Origin of the sequence: Cellulomonas sp. NPDC057328 (assembly GCF_042667215.1) — a bacterium.
Taxonomy (GTDB): Bacteria; Actinomycetota; Actinomycetes; order Actinomycetales; family Cellulomonadaceae; genus Cellulomonas.
The window spans coordinates 1-18,527 of sequence record NZ_JBHUZW010000036.1 but is presented as its reverse complement, the minus strand read 5'-3'; the positions used below and the strand labels follow the sequence as shown (position 1 = coordinate 18,527).

General features: G+C 74.1%; 16 protein-coding genes. 10 read left to right on the top strand and 6 right to left on the bottom strand.

Annotated elements, in window-relative coordinates; translation table 11 throughout:
* Window positions 1–86 precede the first annotated feature (86 nt).
* A complete protein-coding gene (locus ACFUMH_RS08835) occupies window positions 87–1,553 on the bottom strand; it encodes a class II fumarate hydratase (RefSeq protein WP_378203522.1) in 1,467 nt (488 codons plus the stop codon).
* A gap of 107 nt (window positions 1,554–1,660) precedes the next feature.
* Between ACFUMH_RS08835 and ACFUMH_RS08830 the strand changes: the two genes are divergently transcribed.
* The 5 genes from ACFUMH_RS08830 (at window position 1,661) to ACFUMH_RS08810 (ending at window position 6,544) form a co-directional block, all read left to right on the top strand.
* Window positions 1,661–2,950 carry an extracellular solute-binding protein gene (locus ACFUMH_RS08830; RefSeq protein WP_378203519.1) on the top strand — a complete coding sequence of 430 codons (1,290 nt, stop codon included), beginning with the start codon at window positions 1,661–1,663 and terminating at the stop codon, window positions 2,948–2,950.
* Window positions 2,947–3,924 carry a carbohydrate ABC transporter permease gene (locus ACFUMH_RS08825; RefSeq protein WP_378203516.1) on the top strand — a complete coding sequence of 326 codons (978 nt, stop codon included), beginning with the start codon at window positions 2,947–2,949 and terminating at the stop codon, window positions 3,922–3,924. Before ACFUMH_RS08830 ends, ACFUMH_RS08825 begins: the two co-directional genes overlap by 4 nt.
* On the top strand, window positions 3,921–4,757 hold the full coding sequence (locus ACFUMH_RS08820; RefSeq protein ID WP_378203513.1) for a carbohydrate ABC transporter permease: 837 nt from the start codon (window positions 3,921–3,923) through the stop codon (window positions 4,755–4,757). The genes ACFUMH_RS08825 and ACFUMH_RS08820 overlap by 4 nt, the downstream gene beginning before the upstream one ends.
* Window positions 4,758–4,790: 33 nt before the next feature.
* The gene (locus ACFUMH_RS08815; RefSeq protein WP_378203510.1) at window positions 4,791–6,068 is read left to right on the top strand and encodes an ABC transporter ATP-binding protein; all 1,278 of its coding nucleotides are present in this window, start codon (window positions 4,791–4,793) and stop codon (window positions 6,066–6,068) included.
* Window positions 6,069–6,181: 113 nt separating this feature from the next.
* A complete protein-coding gene (locus ACFUMH_RS08810; RefSeq protein WP_378203507.1) occupies window positions 6,182–6,544 on the top strand; it encodes a DUF2087 domain-containing protein in 363 nt (120 codons plus the stop codon).
* Between the two features lie 37 nt (window positions 6,545–6,581).
* Here ACFUMH_RS08810 and ACFUMH_RS08805 read toward each other — a convergent pair whose 3' ends face one another.
* The 4 genes from ACFUMH_RS08805 to xseA form a co-directional block, all read right to left on the bottom strand.
* The gene (locus tag ACFUMH_RS08805; protein ID WP_378203504.1) at window positions 6,582–7,250 is read right to left on the bottom strand and encodes a carbonic anhydrase; all 669 of its coding nucleotides are present in this window, start codon (window positions 7,248–7,250) and stop codon (window positions 6,582–6,584) included.
* An 82-nt stretch (window positions 7,251–7,332) separates the two neighbouring features.
* A complete protein-coding gene (locus ACFUMH_RS08800) occupies window positions 7,333–8,337 on the bottom strand; it encodes a carbohydrate kinase (protein ID WP_378203502.1) in 1,005 nt (334 codons plus the stop codon).
* Entirely contained in the window at window positions 8,334–8,624 is a 291-nt protein-coding gene (locus tag ACFUMH_RS08795; RefSeq protein WP_378203543.1) for an exodeoxyribonuclease VII small subunit, read from the bottom strand. Before ACFUMH_RS08795 ends, ACFUMH_RS08800 begins: the two co-directional genes overlap by 4 nt.
* A gap of 177 nt (window positions 8,625–8,801) precedes the next feature.
* The gene (gene xseA, locus ACFUMH_RS08790; RefSeq protein ID WP_378203499.1) at window positions 8,802–10,070 is read right to left on the bottom strand and encodes an exodeoxyribonuclease VII large subunit; all 1,269 of its coding nucleotides are present in this window, start codon (window positions 10,068–10,070) and stop codon (window positions 8,802–8,804) included.
* A 124-nt stretch (window positions 10,071–10,194) separates the two neighbouring features.
* Between xseA and ACFUMH_RS08785 the strand changes: the two genes are divergently transcribed.
* The gene (locus tag ACFUMH_RS08785; protein ID WP_378203496.1) at window positions 10,195–11,232 is read left to right on the top strand and encodes a 4-hydroxy-3-methylbut-2-enyl diphosphate reductase; all 1,038 of its coding nucleotides are present in this window, start codon (window positions 10,195–10,197) and stop codon (window positions 11,230–11,232) included.
* Between the two features lie 74 nt (window positions 11,233–11,306).
* Here ACFUMH_RS08785 and ACFUMH_RS08780 read toward each other — a convergent pair whose 3' ends face one another.
* Complete coding sequence (locus tag ACFUMH_RS08780; protein WP_378203493.1) at window positions 11,307–12,704, bottom strand: DNA recombination protein RmuC; 1,398 nt, start codon at window positions 12,702–12,704, stop codon at window positions 11,307–11,309.
* A 99-nt stretch (window positions 12,705–12,803) separates the two neighbouring features.
* On the opposite strand from ACFUMH_RS08780, the gene ACFUMH_RS08775 reads away from it, so the two are divergent.
* From ACFUMH_RS08775 to ACFUMH_RS08760, 4 genes are all read left to right on the top strand, one after another.
* Window positions 12,804–13,700 carry an ABC transporter ATP-binding protein gene (locus ACFUMH_RS08775; RefSeq protein WP_378203490.1) on the top strand — a complete coding sequence of 299 codons (897 nt, stop codon included), beginning with the start codon at window positions 12,804–12,806 and terminating at the stop codon, window positions 13,698–13,700.
* Window positions 13,676–15,235 (top strand): hypothetical protein, encoded by a 1,560-nt coding sequence (locus ACFUMH_RS08770; RefSeq protein ID WP_378203487.1) that lies wholly within the window; start codon window positions 13,676–13,678, stop codon window positions 15,233–15,235. The genes ACFUMH_RS08775 and ACFUMH_RS08770 overlap by 25 nt, the downstream gene beginning before the upstream one ends.
* A gap of 37 nt (window positions 15,236–15,272) precedes the next feature.
* Entirely contained in the window at window positions 15,273–16,358 is a 1,086-nt protein-coding gene (ychF, locus tag ACFUMH_RS08765; protein WP_378203484.1) for a redox-regulated ATPase YchF, read from the top strand.
* Window positions 16,359–16,646: 288 nt separating this feature from the next.
* Window positions 16,647–18,509 (top strand): ABC transporter family substrate-binding protein, encoded by a 1,863-nt coding sequence (locus ACFUMH_RS08760; protein WP_378203481.1) that lies wholly within the window; start codon window positions 16,647–16,649, stop codon window positions 18,507–18,509.
* The last annotated feature ends 18 nt before the right edge of the window (window positions 18,510–18,527 follow it).

Below are 18,527 nucleotides of genomic sequence, written 5' to 3'. Positions count from 1 at the left end.
GGTTGGGGTGGGCCGGGAGAAAGTTTCTGCGCGGGGACGGCGACGGCCCGCCCGGTCGTGCCGGGCGGGCCGTCGTGCGGTGCGCGTCAGGCCTGCGGCGGCCGCGTCATCGACAGCACGTCGAGCGCCGCGTCGAGCTGCTCGAGCGTCAGGTCGCCGCGCTCCACGTGCCCGAGGTCGAGGGTCGCCTGGCGGATCGTCACGCCGGTCTTCACGGCGTGCTTGGCGATCGCCGCGGCGGCCTCGTAGCCGATCACGCGGTTGAGCGGCGTGACGATCGACGGCGAGGACTCGGCGAGGGCACGGGCGCGCTCGACGTTCGGCGTCAGGCCGGCGACCGTCCGGTCGGCGAGCACGCGCGACGCGTTGGCGAGCAGCCGCACCGACTCGAGCACGGCCGACGCGATGACCGGGATCTGCACGTTGAGCTCGAACGAGCCGCTCGCGCCGGCCCACGCGACCGTCGCGTCGTTGCCCACGACGCGCGAGCACACCATGAGCACCGCCTCGGGCACCACGGGGTTCACCTTGCCCGGCATGATCGACGAGCCCGGCTGCAGGTCGGGGATCGCGAGCTCGCCGAGCCCGGTGTTCGGGCCGGAGCCCATCCAGCGCAGGTCGTTGCAGATCTTCGTCAGGCTCACCGCGATGGTGCGCAGCGCGCCCGACAGCTCGACGAGGCCGTCGCGCGAGCTCTGCGCCTCGAAGTGGTCGCGCGCCTCGGTCAGCGGCAGGCCCGTGTCCTCGACCAGCAGCGCGATGACCCGCTGCGGGAAGCCGGCCGGCGTGTTGATGCCGGTGCCGACGGCCGTGCCGCCGAGCGGCACCTCGGCGGCCCGGGGGAGCGCGGCCTGCAGGCGCTCGACGCCGTACCGCACGGCCGCCGCGTAGCCGCCGAACTCCTGGCCGAGCGTCACGGGCGTCGCGTCCATGAGGTGCGTGCGGCCGGCCTTGACGACCTCGGCCCACGCGGTCGCCTTCTCCTCGAGCGCGCCGGCGAGGTGCTCGAGCGCGGGCACGAGGTCGCGCACGACGCCCGCCGTCGCGGCCACGTGCACCGACGTCGGGAACACGTCGTTCGACGACTGCGACGCGTTGACGTGGTCGTTCGGGTGCACGTCGCGGCCCAGCAGGCGCGTCGCGAGCGTCGCGAGCACCTCGTTGGTGTTCATGTTCGAGCTCGTCCCGGAGCCCGTCTGGTAGACGTCCACGGGGAAGTGCGCGTCGTGCACGCCGCTCGCGACCTCGTCCGCGGCGGCGACGACCGCGTCCGCCACGTCCTGCGGCAGGACGCCGAGCTCCGCGTTGGCGCGGGCCGCGGCCTTCTTCACGCGCGCGAGGGCCTCGACGTGCCCCCGCTCGAGCGTGCTGCCGGAGATGGGGAAGTTCTCGACCGCGCGCTGCGTCTGCGCGCGGTACAGCGCGTGGGCGGGCACGCGGACCTCGCCCATCGTGTCGTGCTCGATGCGGAACTCGGGCTCGGCGGGCGTGGTGGGCGGGGTGGCGGCGGCCTCCGGGCCAGCCGCGACGTCGGGACCGGTGGGGGAAGTCATGCCCTGCATCCTCCCACTGGTGGACGCGCGTCTCGCTCCGGTGGCGGGACCGGCCGACTGGTAGTCGGATGGGGTCCACCCCGACCCCCGGGAGAGAGGCAGGGACGGTGCGACGACGAGCAGCGTTGCTCGCCACGGCGGCCCTCGTGGCTCCGCTGGCGGCGTGCGCGACGGCCGAGGCGGGACCGCCGACGCTCACCTGGTACATCAACCCGGACTCCGGCGGGCAGTCCCGCATCGCGGAGCAGTGCACCGAGGAGTCCGACGGCGCCTACGCGATCGAGACGGCGCTCCTGCCGCGCGACGCCCCCGGGCAGCGCGAGCAGCTCATCCGCCGGCTCGCGGCCAACGACGCGTCCATCGACATCATGTCGCTCGACCCGCCGTACATCCCGGAGTTCGCCAACGCGGGCTTCCTCGCGCCCATCCCCGACGACGTCGCCGAGGCGGTCACGCAGGACGTCGCCGAGGGCGCCGTCGCCGGTGCGACGTTCCGCGACGAGCTCGTCACCGTCCCGTTCTGGGCCAACACGCAGCTGCTCTGGTACCGCACGTCGGTGGCGGAGGCGGCGGGGCTCGACATGACGCAGCCGGTCACGTGGGACCAGATCGTCCAGGCCGCCGCGGACCAGGGCAGGACCGTGGCGGTCCAGGGCGTGCGCGCCGAGTCGCTCACGGTGTGGGTGAACGCGCTGGTCGAGTCCGCCGGCGGGCACGTGCTCGGCGACCCGGAGGCCGAGGAGGGCGCGGACATCGCCCCGTCCCTCGACACCGACGCCGGACGCCGGGCGGCCGAGGTCATCGCGACGCTCGCCGACGCGGGCGTCGGCGGCCCGCAGCTCGCGAACGCCAACGAGGACATCAACGCCAGCATGTTCGAGAACGACGAGACCGCGGGCTTCATGGTCAACTGGCCGTTCGTCTGGCCGCGCGCCAACGGCGCCGTCGAGTCCGGGTCGCTCGACCCGTCGGTCGTCGAGGACTACGGGTGGGCGCTGTACCCGCAGGTGGACGAGGGGCAGGAGTCCCGCCCGCCGTACGGCGGCATCAACCTCGGCGTCGGCGCCTTCAGCGAGCACGTCGACCTCGCCTTCGAGGCCGTGCAGTGCATCGTCGACCCGGCGAAGCAGGCCGAGTACTTCGTGTCCGACGGCAACCCGCCGTCCAGCCTGGTCGCCTTCGACGACCCGGAGGTCCAGGAGGCCTTCCCCATGGCGGACGTCATCCGCGAGTCGCTGCAGAACGCGGCGCCCCGCCCCCAGACGCAGTTCTACAACGAGGTCTCCACCAGCCTGCAGCGCACGTGGCACGCGCCGGGGTCCGTCAGCCCCGACACCAGCCCGCGCGAGGCCGACGAGCTGATCGAGGCCGTGCTGAGCGGGGAGGCCCTCCTGTGAGCTCCGTGGCCGGGGCGCCCCCCGCCCTCGCGAAGGACGACCGCCCGCGCGGGCGCAGCGCCCGCAGCGGGGCGCCGCGCCGGTCCGACCGCGCCCGGCAGGAGGCGCGGCTGGGCATGCTGCTGTGCGCGCCGGCGGTGCTCGTGCTCGTCGCGGTCGTCGGCTACCCGATCCTGCAGGCGGTGTGGGACTCGCTGTTCGACTACCGCCTCACCAACCCGGACGCGCGCGCGTTCGCCGGCCTGCAGAACTACCTGCTGGTGCTCACCGACCCCATCTGGTGGCAGGCGCTCGGCGTCACGGTGCTCATCACCGTGATCACGGTGGCGATCGAGCTGGTCCTCGGCTTCGGCCTCGCGCTCGTGATGAACCACGCGCTCACCACGCTGCGGCCGGCGCTGCGCACGGCGATCCTCATCCCGTACGCGATCATCACGGTCGTCTCCGCGTTCGCGTTCCTCTACATGTTCGACCTGACCAGCGGCTTCGTGAACAGCTGGCTGCCGTTCGTCGCGGACAGCAAGGACTGGTTCGCGACGTTCGGCTCCGCGGTGAGCGTCATCATCCTGTCCGAGGTCTGGAAGACCACGCCGTTCATCTCGCTGCTGCTGCTGTCGGGCCTCGCGCAGGTGCCGGGCGAGCTGTCCGAGGCCGCCAAGGTCGACGGCGCGACCGCGTGGCAGCGGCTGTGGCGGGTGACGATCCCGAACATGAAGGCCGCGATCATGGTGGCGCTGCTGTTCCGGACGCTCGACGCGTTCCGCATCTTCGACAACATCTTCATCATGACGAACGGTGCGGCGGGCACCGAGTCGGTCGCGTTCCTCGCGTACCGGCAGACCATCCAGCGGCTCGAGATCGGTGTCGGCTCGGCCGTGTCGGTGCTGCTGACGATCCTCGTCGCGCTGATCGCCCTGCTGTTCGTCAAGGGGTTCAAGGTGAACCTCGCCGCGTCGACGAGGGGTGGCCGATGAGCACCGCGCGCACGAAGGTCTGGTGGTGGGTCGGCGGCCTGCTGATCATCCTGTACTGCCTCTTCCCGGTGGCCTGGATCATCTCGCTGAGCCTCAAGGCGCCGTCCGACCTCGACAACGGGTCGTTCCTCCCGTCCGCGGTGACCTGGCAGAACTACCAGCTCATCCTCACGGGCTCGGCGTCGGACCTGTTCCTGCCGGCGCTGCGCAACTCGGTCGGCATCTGCCTCATCGCGACGCTCATCGCCGTCGTGCTGGCGGCGCTCACCGCGTACGCGATCGCGCGGCTGGACTTCCCGGGCAAGGCGTTCGTGCTCGGGCTGTCGCTGGCGGTGTCGATGTTCCCCGTCATCTCGATCGTCACGCCGCTGTTCAACATCTGGCGCTCGATCGGGCTGTACGACACGTGGGCGGGGCTCGTCATCCCTTACCTGTCGATCACGCTCCCGCTGTCCATCTGGACCCTCACCGCGTTCTTCCGCGAGATCCCGTGGGAGATGGAGCAGGCGGCGCAGGTCGACGGCGCGACGACGTGGCAGGCGTTCCGCAAGGTCATCGTCCCGCTGGCCGGCCCGGGCGTCGCGACCACCGCGATCATCGCCTTCTTCCTCGCCTGGAACGACTTCGTCTACGGCATCTCGCTCACGTCCACCGAGGCCGCGCGGCCCGTGCCCGCGGCGCTCGCGTTCTTCACGGGCGCCTCGCAGTTCGAGGAGCCCACCGGCGCGACGTCCGCCGCCGCCGTCATCGTCACCATCCCCGTCGTCGTGCTCGTGCTGCTGTTCCAGCGGCAGATCGTCGCCGGCCTGACCCAGGGCGCGGTCAAGGGCTGACGCCCGCCGCCCGAGACCGAGAGGAGTGCGCAGATGGCCGCGATCACGCTGAGCCACGTGGTGAAGAAGTACGGCGACGGGTACCCCGCTGTGAACGACGTCAGCCTGGACATCAAGGACGGGGAGTTCGTCATCCTCGTCGGCCCGTCCGGCTGCGGGAAGTCGACGCTGCTGCGGATGGTCGTCGGGCTGGAGGACATCTCCGACGGGGAGATCGTCATCGACGGCGACGTCGTCAACGACAAGGCGCCGCGCGACCGCAAGCTCGCGATGGTGTTCCAGAACTACGCGCTGTACCCGCACCTGACGGTGTACGAGAACATCGCCTTCCCGCTGCGGCTGGAGAAGGGGAGGTACTCCGAGGACGAGATCCGCACGCGCGTGCAGAAGGCGGCCGACACGCTCGAGCTCAACGAGCACCTCGAGCGCAAGCCGGCCAACCTGTCGGGCGGGCAGCGCCAGCGCGTCGCGATGGGACGGGCGATCGTCCGCGACGCGCGCGCGTTCCTCTTCGACGAGCCGCTGTCCAACCTCGACGCGAAGCTGCGCGGGCAGATGCGCACCGAGATCTCCCGCATGCAGCGCCGGCTCGGCACGACGACCATCTACGTCACGCACGACCAGACCGAGGCGCTGACGCTCGGCGACCGCGTCGCCGTCCTGAAGAAGGGTGTCCTGCAGCAGGCCGCGAGCCCCCGCGCGCTGTACGAGCAGCCCGTCAACCTGTTCGTCGCCGGCTTCATCGGCTCCCCGCCGATGAACTTCCTGCCCGGCCAGGTCGAGGGCGACGCGCTGCGGATGCCCCTCGCGGACGTCCCGCTGTCCGAGGGACTGCGCCGTCGGATCGGCGACCGCAAGCTCGTGATCGTCGGGCTGCGCCCCGAGCACCTGGAGGACGCCGACACGCTCGACGAGGCGACCGCCGCGAAGGGCGTCACGTTCGAGGCCGACGTCGACGTGGTCGAGTGGCTGGGCGCCGAGCTCTACGCGTACATCCCGTTCGAGACGCGCGAGGAGGTGCGCGGCACGCTCGAGGAGCTCGACCGCGACCTCGACGGCGAGGGCATGCGCACGCAGCTCGTCGCGGCACTCGGCGCCGAGAGCCACGTCCGGGACGGCGACGTCGCCGAGCTCTGGTTCGACCCGTCGCGGCTGATGGTCTTCGACCCGGAGACCGGCGACAACCTCACGTACGACGAGGAGGCCGCGCGCGCGGCGGACGCCGAGAGCGAGTCCGAGCGGGCGCGCGCGCTCGAGCGGGCGCAGCGGCGCGAGGCGCGGCGCGCCGAGCGGAGCACGCCCGCGGCCTGACCGGCGACGCCGTCGCCCACCGCGGTCCCGCGCCCGGTCCGGTCCAGCACCGGGCCGGGCGCGGGCGCGCGTATCCGCTTCCCCTGCCGGGCCGGCGTGCCGACGATGGGGGCATGGAGAGCACCCCGGCCGGTCCCGGCGGCCTCGACGCACCCGACGGTCCCGACGCCCCGGACGGCACCGGCTGCGCCGCCGAGCGCTTCCTCGTGCGGGGGCGGTTCGTGACCACGCCGCGGCGGACCCGCGACCGTGACGACCTCGTCGAGCACGTCGCCGCGATGCTCGTCGCACCCGGCGAGGAGCTGGGCGAGGACGAGCTCATGGCGCGCCTCGTCCCGTTCGCCGACGACCCGGTGCGCCTGCGGCGCGAGCTCGTCGAGGCCGGTCTCGTGGGCCGGCGCGCCGACGGCTCGCGGTACTGGCGGGAGCGCGTCACGGCGCACGACGGCGAGCCGGGGGTGCGGGCGGCGCGCTGACGCCGCCGCACCCGGTGGTGCTGCGTGGCGGCGCCGGTCAGGCCGGGACGGCCACCTCGGCCGGGTCGACGCCGATGTCGCCGATGACGTGCGCGAGCGTCGCGCGGCCGTCGGCGAGGGTGTACTCGACCGCGACGATCGCGCAGCGGCCCTCCGCCACGGCGTCGGCCAGCGACACCGAGTAGCCGTGCAGCGTCTTCGCGGTGTGCAGCACGTGCTCGTGCCCGAGCTCGGCGGCCTCGAACGAGTCGAGCGGCCGGTCGCTCGCCGACAGCCCGATTATCGACGGGATCACCCGGTCGACGACCGCCTGGACGAACCCGGCCGGCATCTGCCCGCCGTGCAGGACCTCCGACGCCGCGGCGACCGCGCCGCACCGGTCGTGCGCCAGGACGACGACGAGCGGCGCGCCGAGCACCTCGACGCCGTACTCGATGGACCCGATGACCGTCGTGTCGAGCACGTGGCCGGCGGTCCGCACGACGAACACGTCCCCGAGCCCCTGGTCGAAGATGATCTCCGCCGCGACGCGGCTGTCCGAGCAGCCGAAGACGACCGCGAACGGGTGCTGCTCCGCGCTGATCTCCGCGCGCCGGTCGACGCCCTGCGACGGGTGCTCCATGCGGTCCTCGACGAAGCGCGTGTTGCCGGCGGTGAGGGCGGCCCACGCCTGCGCGGGCGTGAGGGACTGGGGCGCGGTGGTCATGCGGCTCCTCGGGCGGTGTGCGGGTGCGGTGCTGATGACGGGCGGGTGACGGGCGGGCCCGGCTGCGGGCGCGTGCGGGCCGTCAGGTCCGGGGGTCGGCCAGGACGGCGGCGAGCACCGACGGGTCGTCGAGCTCGTCGGTGCGCGGCGGGTTGGCGCCGCGCCGGGACACGGTGATCGCGGCGATGCGCGCGCACCGTGCGAGGACGTCCTCGGCGGTCGACGCGGCGACGTCGTGCAGCGCCTCGCGCCGGTCGGCGCCGAGCAGGCCGGCGGACCAGAGGCCGTCGACGAGCCCGGCCATGAACGAGTCACCGGCGCCGACGGTGTCCGCCACGCGCACGCGCGGCGCGGCGACCTGCAGGCGCGCGCCCGCCGCGGTGCACGCGAACGCGCCCTCGCCGCCGTGCGTCACGACGACCAGTGCCGGGCCGCCGCGGCTCCACTCCTCGGCCACCTCGGCCGGTGCGACGCCGGGCAGCAGCCACGCCAGGTCCTCGTCGCTCACCTTCACCACGTCGGCCGCGCGCACGAGCCGCTCGACGACGGGCAGCACGTCGGCCGGGTCGCCCATGAGCGCGGGCCGCAGGTTCGGGTCGTACGTGACCGTCGAGGTCGCGCGCCGCTGCTCCAGCAGGTCCGCGACGCGCGCGCCGCCCGGTCGCAGCACCGCCGCGATCGAGCCGGTGTGCACCACCAGCGGGTCGCCGGCGTCGCCGTCCCACGCGTCGGGGAGGTCCCACTCGAGGTCGAAGTCGTACGTGGCGGCGCCCGCGGCGTCGAGGTGCGCCGTCGCGAGCGACGTCCGCGCCGCGGCACGGTCGCCGGTGAGCACGTGCACGCCCGCACCCTGGAGGTGGCGGCGCACGAGGTCGCCCGCCGCGTCGGGCGCCAGCCAGGTCAGCAGGTCGGCGCGGCGGCCCAGCCGCGCCAGCCCGACGGCGACGTTGGCGGGGCTGCCGCCGGCGATCTCCTCGCGCGTCCCGTCGGGCCGCTCGACCACGTCGACGAGCGCCTCGCCGACGACGAGGGCGCGGGCGGCCGGCGTCGCGGCGCCGTCGGCCGTCGTCTGCTCCGCCGCGCTCACGACGCGGCCCCGTCCGCGGCGCCGGCGCCCTCGCGACGGGCGGCCTCGAGCCGCTCCCGCGCGCCGTCGAGCCACTGCTGGCACCGTGCGGCGAGCGCCTCGCCGCGCTCCCAGAGCGCGAGCGACTCCTCGAGCGTCGCGGCCCCGGTCTCGAGGCGCTCGACGACGCCGACGAGCTCGTCGCGCGCCTGCTCGTACGTCAGCGACGCGGTGTCGGGGGACGACGTCTCCGGGGACGACGTCGTGGAGGAGGACGTCGTGGGGGAGGACGCGTCGCGGGCGGCCACGTCGTCGGGCGAGGGGTCGGTCGGGCGTGCCACGGGCACAGTCAACCAGCACGTCCCGACACGGGCGCGGCCGTCCGCCCGGCGAACGGCCCGCTGGGCCGCGCAGGGGCGGCCGCGCAGGCCGGCCGCGTGGTCGGCCGCCCGCCCGTCGCTCGCGCACGGCCGGCCGGCCGCCCGTCAGCCGCGCACGGTCGCGCCGAGCTCGCCGTCCGCGAGCCGCAGGCGCACCGGGTCGCCGGCCGCGACGTCGCCGGGTGAGCGGACGACGTGCCCGTCGGCGCGCTGCACCACCGCGTACCCCCGCTCGAGCGTCGCCGCGGGGGACAGCGCGCGCACCTGCGCCGCGAGCCGTCCGACGTCGCCGGCCGCGCGCGTCAGGGCACCGTCCAGCAGGCCGCGCCCGCGGTCGACCGCCCGGTGCAGCCGGACCTCGTGCGGGTCGACGAGCGTCCACGGCTGCGCGAGCACGGGGCGCGTGCGCAGGTGCGCGAGGTGGTGCTCCTCGCGGGTGAGGCGGTGCTGGAGCGCGGCGTGCGCGCGCGTGCGGGCCTGGACGAGGCGCGCACGCTCCTCGGCGACGTCCGGCACGACGCGCTTGCCGGCGTCGGTGGGCGTCGACGCGCGCAGGTCGGCGACGAGGTCGAGCAGCGGCGCGTCCATGTGGTGGCCGATGGCGCTCACCAGCGGCGTGCGGCACGCGGCCGCGGCGCGCACGAGGGTCTCGTTGCTGAACGGCAGCAGGTCCTCGAACGAGCCGCCGCCGCGCGCCACCACGACGACGTCCACGCGCGGGTCCGCGTCGAGCTCGGCGATCGCGGCGGCCACCTCGGGCACGGCCGACGGCCCCTGGACGGTGACGCGCCGGACCTCGAACTGGACCGCGGGCCAGCGGGCGCGGGCGTTGGACACGACGTCGTGCTCGGCGTCGCCCTGCTGGGCGCACACCAGCCCGACGACGCCCGGCAGGAACGGCAGCGGGCGCTTGCGGCGGGCGTCGAACAGCCCCTCGGCGGCGAGCACGCCCTTGAGGTGCTCGATGCGGGCCAGGAGCTCGCCGAGGCCGACGAGGCGCACCCGGTCGGCGGAGAACCCGAGCGACCCCTTCTTCGGCTGGAACTGCGGCTTGGCGTGCACGACGACGTGCGCGCCGTCGTGGAACCGCTCGCCCAGCGACATCGCCGCGACGGCGGGCAGCGTCACCGACAGCGACATGTCGAGGTCGGTGTCGCGCAGCGTGAGGAACAGCAGCGAGTTCCACCGGCGCAGGTTGAGCACCTGACCCTCCACCCACACCGCCGGCATGCGCGCGACGTACTCCGCGACCTTCGGCGCGAGGTGCCGGACGGGCCACGGGCGCTCGGGCGTCGTCTCGCCGGCCTTGAGCGGCAGGGGCAGGCGCTCGGGCGCCGGCGCGGCCGGGCCGCCGGGGGAGTCGTCGAGGTCCACGCGCCCAGCCTGCCCCACGCCACCGACGCCGCCGCGCGCGCACCCTGCCCGCGTGCACAGGATCACCACGTGGCGCCCACCACGTGCCCGGGAGTGCGCGTCCCGCGCGACCTAGACTGGGACGGTGACCCTCACCGCGACCGACCGGCCCGACGTGCGCGGGCGTGTCCTGCTCGCCGCCCCCCGCGGCTACTGCGCCGGCGTCGACCGCGCCGTCGTCGCGGTCGAGAAGGCGCTCGACCACTACGGCGCCCCGGTGTACGTCCGCAAGGAGATCGTGCACAACAAGTACGTCGTGGAGACGCTCGCCGCCCGCGGCGCGGTGTTCGTCGACGAGACCGACGAGGTGCCCGAGGGCGCCCGGCTCGTGTTCTCCGCGCACGGCGTCTCGCCGGCGGTGCGGGCGTCGGCCGAGGCCCGCAGCCTGCAGACCATCGACGCGACGTGCCCCCTGGTGACCAAGGTGCACAAGGAGGCCGTGCGCTTCGCGTCGGACGACTTCGACATCCTGCTCATCGGGCACGACGGGCACGAGGAGGTCGAGGGCACGCAGGGCGAGGCGCCGGAGCACATCCAGGTCGTCAACTCCCCGGACGCGGTCGACGACGTCGTGGTCCGCGACCCCGAGCGGGTCGTGTGGATCTCGCAGACCACCCTGTCGGTCGACGAGACGATGGAGACGGTGCGCCGGCTGCGCGAGCGCTTCCCGCACCTGCAGGACCCGCCGAGCGACGACATCTGCTACGCGACGCAGAACCGCCAGGTCGCGGTGAAGAAGCTGGCACCGCAGTGCGACGTCGTGCTGACGGTCGGCTCGGCCAACTCCTCCAACTCGGTCCGCCTCGTCGAGGTCGCCCTCGACGCCGGCGCCCGCTCGTCCTACCGCATCGACGGCGCGGACGAGATCGACCCCGCGTGGTTCGCGGGGGCGTCGACCGTGGGCGTGACCTCCGGCGCGTCCGTGCCCGAGGTGCTGGTGGACGCGGTCCTGGCGCGTCTGGCCGAGCTCGGCTACGGCGACGTCGAGGAGGTCCGCACGGCCACCGAGGACCTCATGTTCTCGCTGCCGCGCGAGCTGCGCGCCGACCTGAAGGCCGGCGGCGCCGGTGACCCGCGCCCGCGTCGCGACGGCCGTCGCGCGCTGAGCGTCCAGCCCGTCTGACCGTCCGGCCCGTCTGACCGTCCGGCCCGTCCGACCGCCGGGCCCGTCCGCCCCCGTCCGGTCGGGCCGGCAGCTCATCGCGCGCCCGAGCGGATCCCCTCGTCGTCGGCGGACGGCCGCGCGCCGGGCACGTGGTCGGTGGCGACGTGCTCGGACGGGAGGCGGTCGGCGGGCACGTGCTCGTCGAGCACGACCGCCTGCGCGGTGCTGAACGCGACGAGCTCGGGCGCGGTCACCGTCGCGAGCCGCGGGTCGGCGGGCGGTGGCGTCGGCAGGTCGGCGTCGACGACGTGCAGGTCGGCGAACCGGCGCGCGCTCACGAGCACGCGCGTCTCGAGCGACGCCACCGTCTGGTTGTAGGCACCGGCCGCCGCGTCGATCGCGCGGCCCAGCCGCGTGAGGTGGCCGCCGAGCGTCGCGAGCCGCCCGTGCAGCTCCTTGCCGAGCGTGAGCACCTGCTGCGCGTTGGCGGCGAGCGCGTCCTGCTTCCACGCGTACGCGACGGTCCGCAGCAGCGCGAGCAGGGTCGTCGGCGTCGCCAGCACGACGTTGCTCTCGAACGCGTACTCGACGATGCCGGGGTCCTGCTCGACGGCCGCGTGCAGGAACGACTCGGCCGGCACGAACATGACGACGAACTCGGGCGCCGGCGCGAACTGGTCCCAGTAGCGCTTGGCGGCGAGCGCGTCCACGTGCGCGCGGACGTGGCGGGCGTGCGCGGCCATGCGCTCGGCGCGCACGCGCTCGTCCGTCGCCTCGCTGGCCTCGAGGAAGCCGAGGAACGCGACCTTCGCGTCGACGACGACGTTCTTGCCGCCCGCGAGCCGCACCACCATGTCGGGGCGCAGCACGCCGTCGTCCGTGCGCACCGACGCCTGCTCGACGAAGTCGACGTGCGCGAGCATGCCCGCGGCCTCGACCACCCGCCGCAGCTGCACCTCGCCCCAGCGCCCGCGCACGTGCGACGCGCGCAGAGCAGTGACCAGCTGCGCCGTCTGGCCGCGCAGGTGCTCGGACGCCTCCCGCATGGCTCGCACCTGCTCGCCGAGCGCCGCGTCGCCCGCCGCGCGGGCCCGCTGCGCGGTGGCGAGCTCCGTGCGGACCTGGTCGAGCGTGCGGGCGATCGGCTCGACCATCGTCCGCACCGACTCCTCGCGCCGCGCCAGCTCGGCCGCGCTCGTCTGGTGCTCGGCGGCCATGCGCTGGTGCGCGAGCGCGAGGAACTGCTCGCTCGTCGCGGTGAGGGCGTCGGCCGCGAGCGCGCGGAACCGCTCGTCGTCGCCGTCGCCGCGCGCCTCGAGCAGCGAGCGGGCACGCGTCGCCTCGACCTCCGCCGCGCGCACGCGCCGCTCGGCCCCGCGTGCCGCGCGCGCCCCCGCCGCGACCCAGGCGACGGCGCCGCCGAGCGCCGCGCCGACGAGGACGCCGGCGAGCAGCGTGAGGACGAGCGCACCGACCGACATCTGCACCATGGGCGGCACCCTGCCAGGCGCCACCGACATGACCGGACAGGTGAGGGCCGGGCACGGGGCCCGGACCCGGCGTCGGGACCTGCACCTATGCTGGCCGCCATGGCGACCGAGCACCCGCGCGAGCCGGACCCGACCCCCCGCGCTCCCGCCGTCCCGCCGGTCGCGGCGCCGGCCGTGCCGGTCCCGGTGCCGGTCCCCGTGCCACCCGCACCGGCGTCCCCCGCCGGGCCGGGGGCCCCGCCCGCGCTCGAGCTGCGCGGCCTGTGGCGGCGGTTCGGCGAGAAGATCGCGGTCGGCGGCGTCGACCTCACCATCCCCGCGGGCTCCTTCTACGGGCTCGTCGGCCCCAACGGCGCCGGCAAGACGACCACGCTGTCGATGGCCACGGGCCTCCTGCGGCCGGACCACGGGACCGTGCACGTGCACGGCGTGGACCTGTGGGCGCACCCGACGGAGGTCAAGCGCTCGCTGGGCGTGCTGCCGGACGGCGTGCGCCTGTTCGACCGGCTCACGGGCGCGCAGCTCATCACGTACGCGGGCCTCCTGCAGGGCCTCGACCGGCCGACGGTGGAGTCGCGCACCCGCGACCTGCTGGCGGCCATGGACCTGGCCGCGGACGCGAACACGCTCGTCGTGGACTACTCCGCGGGCATGACGAAGAAGGTGGCCCTCGCGTGCGCCCTCGTGCACGCGCCGCGGCTGCTCGTGCTGGACGAGCCGTTCGAGGCGGTCGACCCGGTGTCGGCCGCGAACATCCGCGAGATCCTCGCGCGGTACGTCGCGGGCGGCGGGACGGTCGTCGTGTCGTCGCACGTCATGGACCTCGTGCAGCGGATGTGCGACCACGTCGCGGTGATCGCGGGCGGCCACGTGCTCGCCGCCGGCACCGTCGACGAGGTGCGCGCCGGCCGCTCGCTGGAGGACCGGTTCGTCGACCTCGTCGGCGGCCGCGTGACGGGGGAGGGGCTGGAGTGGTTGGGCACCTCGTCCGTCTGAAGCTCACGCTGCTGCGCAACGGCCTGCGGCGCAGCGTCTGGCAGGTGCTCGGCCTGGTGGCCGCGGGCCTGTACGGGCTGGTGCTGCTCGGGCTCGCCGCCGTGGGGCTCGTGGCGCTGTCGGTGCAGGACGCCGCGCTGCGCGAGACGGTCCTCGTGCTGCTCGGGTCCGCGCTGGTGCTCGGCTGGTGGGTCGTCCCGCTGGTCGCCTTCGGCGTCGACGCGACGCTCGACCCCCGTCGGTTCGTCACCTACGCGGTGCCGCGGCGCGACCTGCTCGTCGGCCTGACGCTCGCCGGTCTCGTGGGCGTGCCGGGCGTCGTCACCGCCCTCGTCGCGCTCGGCACCGCCGGGGTCTGGATGCGCGAGCCGCTCGCCGCGCTCGCGGGCGCGGTGGGTGCGGTGCTGGGCCTCGCGACGTGCCTCGTCGGCGCCCGCGCCGCGACCGCCGCGCTGGCCCCGGTGATCGCGCGCCGGCGCGTGCGCGAGCTGGTCGCGGTCGCCGCGGTGCTGCTCCTCGCGCTGACCGGGCCGATCCTCGGCGGGCTGACGTCCGGCGTGGCGGCCCTCGGCGAGGGCGGGCTGCGGCGCGTCGTCGACGTGCTCGCGTGGACGCCGCTCGGCGCGGCGTGGGCGGTCGCCCCCGCCGTGGCCGCGGGTGACGTCGGCGCCGCGGTCCTGCGCCTGGTGGTGGCGGCCGCGACCGTCGCCCTGGCGTACGTCGTCTGGGACCGCGCGCTGACCCGCACCCTGGTCCAGCCGGTCGCGGCGTCGCACGAGGTCAAGGCGCGCGGGCTCGGCTGGTTCGGGCGGTTCCCCGCGACCCCGTCGGGGGCGATCGCGGCGCGGGCGGCGACGTACTGGCTGCGCGACCCGCGGTACGCGATGGCGGTGGCGATCGTCCCGATCCTGCCGCTGGTGCTGGCGTTCTCGGGGGCCGACGGCCTGCTGCTGGCCTGCGGCCCGCTCACCGGTGTGCTCGTCGGGTGGAGCGTGTCGGCGGACGTCGCGTACGACGGCACGGCGTTCTGGACGCACCTCGCGGCCCCGGTGCGCGGGCTCGTCGACCGCCGCGGCCGCGTGGTCGTCGCCGGGACGCTCGGTGCCGCCGCGACGGTGGCCGTCAGCGTCGGCACCGCGGCCTACGCGGGCGCGACGCAGCACCTGCCCGCGCTGCTCGGCGTGGGCCTCGGGCTGCTGCTCACCTCGCTCGGGGGCGCGTCCGTCGTGTCGGCGATGGTCGTGTACCCCGTGCAGCAGCCGGGGGACAACCCGTTCTCGACCAAGCAGGGCGTCGGCGCGGCGGCGTTCACGTCGCAGGTCGTCGGCAGCACCGTGGTGCTGCTCCTCGCGTCGCCCACCATCGTGCTGGGCGTGCTGGCCGTGGTGCGGGACTCGGCCGTCCTCGGCTGGGCGACCCTCGCGGTCGGCCTGCTGCTGGGCGGGGCGCTGCTCGTGGCGGGCGTCGTGCTGGGCGGGCGGGTGCTCGACCGCACGGGTCCCGACCTCCTGGGGCGGATGCGCGCGTTCCCCTGACGGGGCCGGGCGCCGCGCGCCCGTAGACTCGGGCGACGTGGCGCTCACCATCGGCATCGTCGGCCTGCCCAACGTCGGCAAGTCCACCCTCTTCAACGCGCTGACGCGCGCGCAGGTCCTCGCGGCGAACTACCCGTTCGCGACGATCGAGCCGAACGTCGGCGTCGTCCCGCTGCCGGACCCGCGCCTGGACCGCCTCGCCGAGATCTTCGGCTCCGAGCGGGTCCTGCCGGCGACGGTGTCGTTCGTCGACATCGCCGGCATCGTGCGCGGCGCGAGCGAGGGCGAGGGCCTGGGCAACAAGTTCCTCGCGAACATCCGCGAGGCGGACGCCATCTGCGTCGTCACGCGCGCGTTCGCCGACCCCGACGTCGTGCACGTCGACGGCCGCGTCTCGCCGAAGGACGACATCGAGACGATCCACACCGAGCTCGTGCTCGCGGACCTGCAGACGCTCGAGAAGGCCGTGCCGCGCCTCGAGAAGGAGGTGCGCGCGAAGAAGGCGGACGCCGCCGAGCTCGCCGCGGCGCAGAAGGCGCTCGCCGTCCTCGAGCAGGGCACCACCCTCTTCCAGGGCGCGGCCGCGGCGGGCGTCGACGTCGCCGACCTCGCGTCGTTCCAGCTCATGACGACGAAGCCGTTCATCTACGTCTTCAACACCGACGACGACGGCCTGGCCGACACGGCGATGCAGGACGACCTGCGCGCGCACGTCGCCCCCGCGGACGCGGTGTTCCTCGACGCGAAGTTCGAGTCGGAGCTCGTCGAGCTCGAGCCCGACGAGGCGCGCGAGATGCTCGCGGACAACGGGCAGGAGGAGGCGGGCCTCGACCAGCTCGCGCGCGTCGGCTTCCACACCCTCGGCCTGCAGACCTACCTCACGGCCGGCCCCAAGGAGTCGCGCGCCTGGACCATCCGGCGCGGCTGGACCGCGCCGCAGGCGGCGGGCGTCATCCACACCGACTTCCAGAAGGGCTTCATCAAGGCGGAGGTCGTCTCGTTCGACGACCTCGTCGAGACGGGCTCGGTGGCCGCGGCCCGTGCCGCCGGCAAGGCGCGCATCGAGGGCAAGGACTACGTGATGGCGGACGGCGACGTCGTGGAGTTCCGCTTCAACGTCTGACGCCCGCCGGGCGCTGCCGCCGTCCGGGTGACCGCGTCGCCCGCGCGGGGGTGGTGCGTGTCACGCATGTTTCACGCGCGTTTCCCCCGGGGACGTCTCGTATGCTGGACGGTACTCACCAGTATCAATCAGGTAACGATCGATCTGGTCACTCGTCCGTGCCCGATATGTCCGTTCGGCCGGGGCTAGCGTTGGCGCAATTCCCGGCGGGCGAGTATGGCTCCGCGGGCACCCCGCGCCTCGTGCGCGGACCGCCGCGGCCGCGCCCTCCACGTCACAGGAGGAACATTGAGGATCACACGCAAGGCTGTCCTCGCGTCGGTCGCGTCGGTCAGCGTCCTCGCGCTCGCCGCCTGCTCCGGCTCGGACGGCGGTAGCGAGGGCGGCGACGGCGACAACGCGGGGATCAACTCCAGCACCGCGGTCAACATCGCCTGGAACCAGCCGTTCTACTCCTTCAACGGCGAGAGCATCACGGGCAACGCGACGGCCAACAACATCATCACGTACATGGCCAACTCGCGGTTCGTGGACTACGACATCGACCTCGAGCTCGTCCCGGACGAGTCCTTCGGGACGATGGAGAAGGTCTCGGACGACCCGCTGACCGTCGAGTACACGTACGCGGACACGGCGAAGTGGTCCGACGGCGTCGACGCCGGCCCCGCCGACCTCCTCCTCGAGTGGGCTGCCCAGAGCGGCAAGTTCAACAACGTCGAGCCCGAGCTCGACGAGGAGGGCAACGTCACCAACCAGGAGGCGGTCGACGCCGGCGTGTACTTCGACGCCGCGAGCCCGTCGGTCGCGCTCATCGAGGAGACGCCGACCATCGAGGGCGACACCATCACGATGGTGTACTCCAAGCCGTTCGCGGACTGGGAGACGTCGATCGACAACAACCTCCCCGCGCACATCGTCGCGCAGCGCGCCCTCGGCATCGAGGACCCGGCGGAGGCCACCGAGGCCCTCGTCTCGGCCATCACCGAGAACAAGCCCGAGGACCTCTCCAAGATCGCCAAGGTCTGGAGCGAGGACTGGAACTTCGCGTCCCTGCCCGAGGACGAGGACCTGCTGGTCACGTCCGGCCCGTACGTCATCTCGGACTTCGTCGAGGAGCAGTACCTCACGCTCTCGGCCAACGAGAACTACGAGGGCGACCGCCCCGCCGTCTTCGACCAGGTCACGGTCCGCTACAACGGCGACCCGATGGGCCAGGTCCAGGCGCTGCAGAACGGTGAGGTCGACCTCATCAGCCCGCAGTCGACGGCCGACGTCCTGACGGCGCTCGAGGCCATCGACGGCCTCGAGGTCGAGACGAACGTCGAGGGCACGTACGAGCACGTCGACATGCAGCAGGGCAACGGCGGTCCGTTCGACCCCGCGACCTACGGCGGCGACGCCGAGAAGGCCCGCAAGGTCCGCCAGGCGTTCCTCAAGACGATCCCGCGCGAGCAGATCGTCGAGAACCTCATCACGCCGCTGAACCCCGACGCCGAGGTCCGCAACTCCTTCACGCAGGTCCCCGGCTCGCCGATGTACGACGCGGTCGCCGAGGCCAGCGGCCAGGGCACCGAGTACGCCGACGTCGACATCGCCGGCGCGCAGGCGCTGCTCGCCGAGGCGGGCGTCACGACGCCGGTCCAGGTCCGCCTGCTGTTCGACCCGAACAACACGCGTCGCTCGAACACGTTCGAGCTCATGAAGGCGTCGGCCGCCGAGGCCGGCTTCGACGTGGTCGCCTACACCGTGCAGACCGACTGGGGCACGGACCTGTCGAACGCGACGTCGTTCTACGACGCGGCGCTCTTCGGCTGGCAGTCGACCTCGACCGCCGTCACCGAGCCGGACGCGAACTTCCGCACCGGCGCGACGAACAACTACTACGGCTACTCGAACCCGGAGGTCGACGCGCTGTTCGACGAGCTCCAGGTCGAGACCGACCCGGCCGAGCAGGAGCGCATCCTGGGCGAGGTCGAGAAGCACCTGGTGGACGACGCCTTCGGCGTGACGATCTACCAGCACCCGGGCATCACCGCGTACAACCCGGAGAAGATCGGCAACGTCCAGAAGCTGGGCATCGCGCCGACCATCTTCTACGGCTTCTGGGAGTGGACCGCGGGCGACGCGGCCACCGAGGGCGCGACCGAGTGACCCCACGGGCTCCCGGCG

Coding starts and splice junctions, on each gene's coding strand:
- ACFUMH_RS08805 (WP_378203504.1), bottom strand. CDS start 7,250: ATGACCACCGCGCCCCAGTCCCTCACGCCCGCGCAGGCGTGGGCCGCC.
- ACFUMH_RS08810 (WP_378203507.1), top strand. CDS start 6,182: ATGGAGAGCACCCCGGCCGGTCCCGGCGGCCTCGACGCACCCGACGGT.
- ACFUMH_RS08775 (WP_378203490.1), top strand. CDS start 12,804: ATGGCGACCGAGCACCCGCGCGAGCCGGACCCGACCCCCCGCGCTCCC.
- ACFUMH_RS08835 (WP_378203522.1), bottom strand. CDS start 1,553: ATGACTTCCCCCACCGGTCCCGACGTCGCGGCTGGCCCGGAGGCCGCC.
- ACFUMH_RS08815 (WP_378203510.1), top strand. CDS start 4,791: ATGGCCGCGATCACGCTGAGCCACGTGGTGAAGAAGTACGGCGACGGG.
- ACFUMH_RS08780 (WP_378203493.1), bottom strand. CDS start 12,704: ATGGTGCAGATGTCGGTCGGTGCGCTCGTCCTCACGCTGCTCGCCGGC.
- ACFUMH_RS08820 (WP_378203513.1), top strand. CDS start 3,921: ATGAGCACCGCGCGCACGAAGGTCTGGTGGTGGGTCGGCGGCCTGCTG.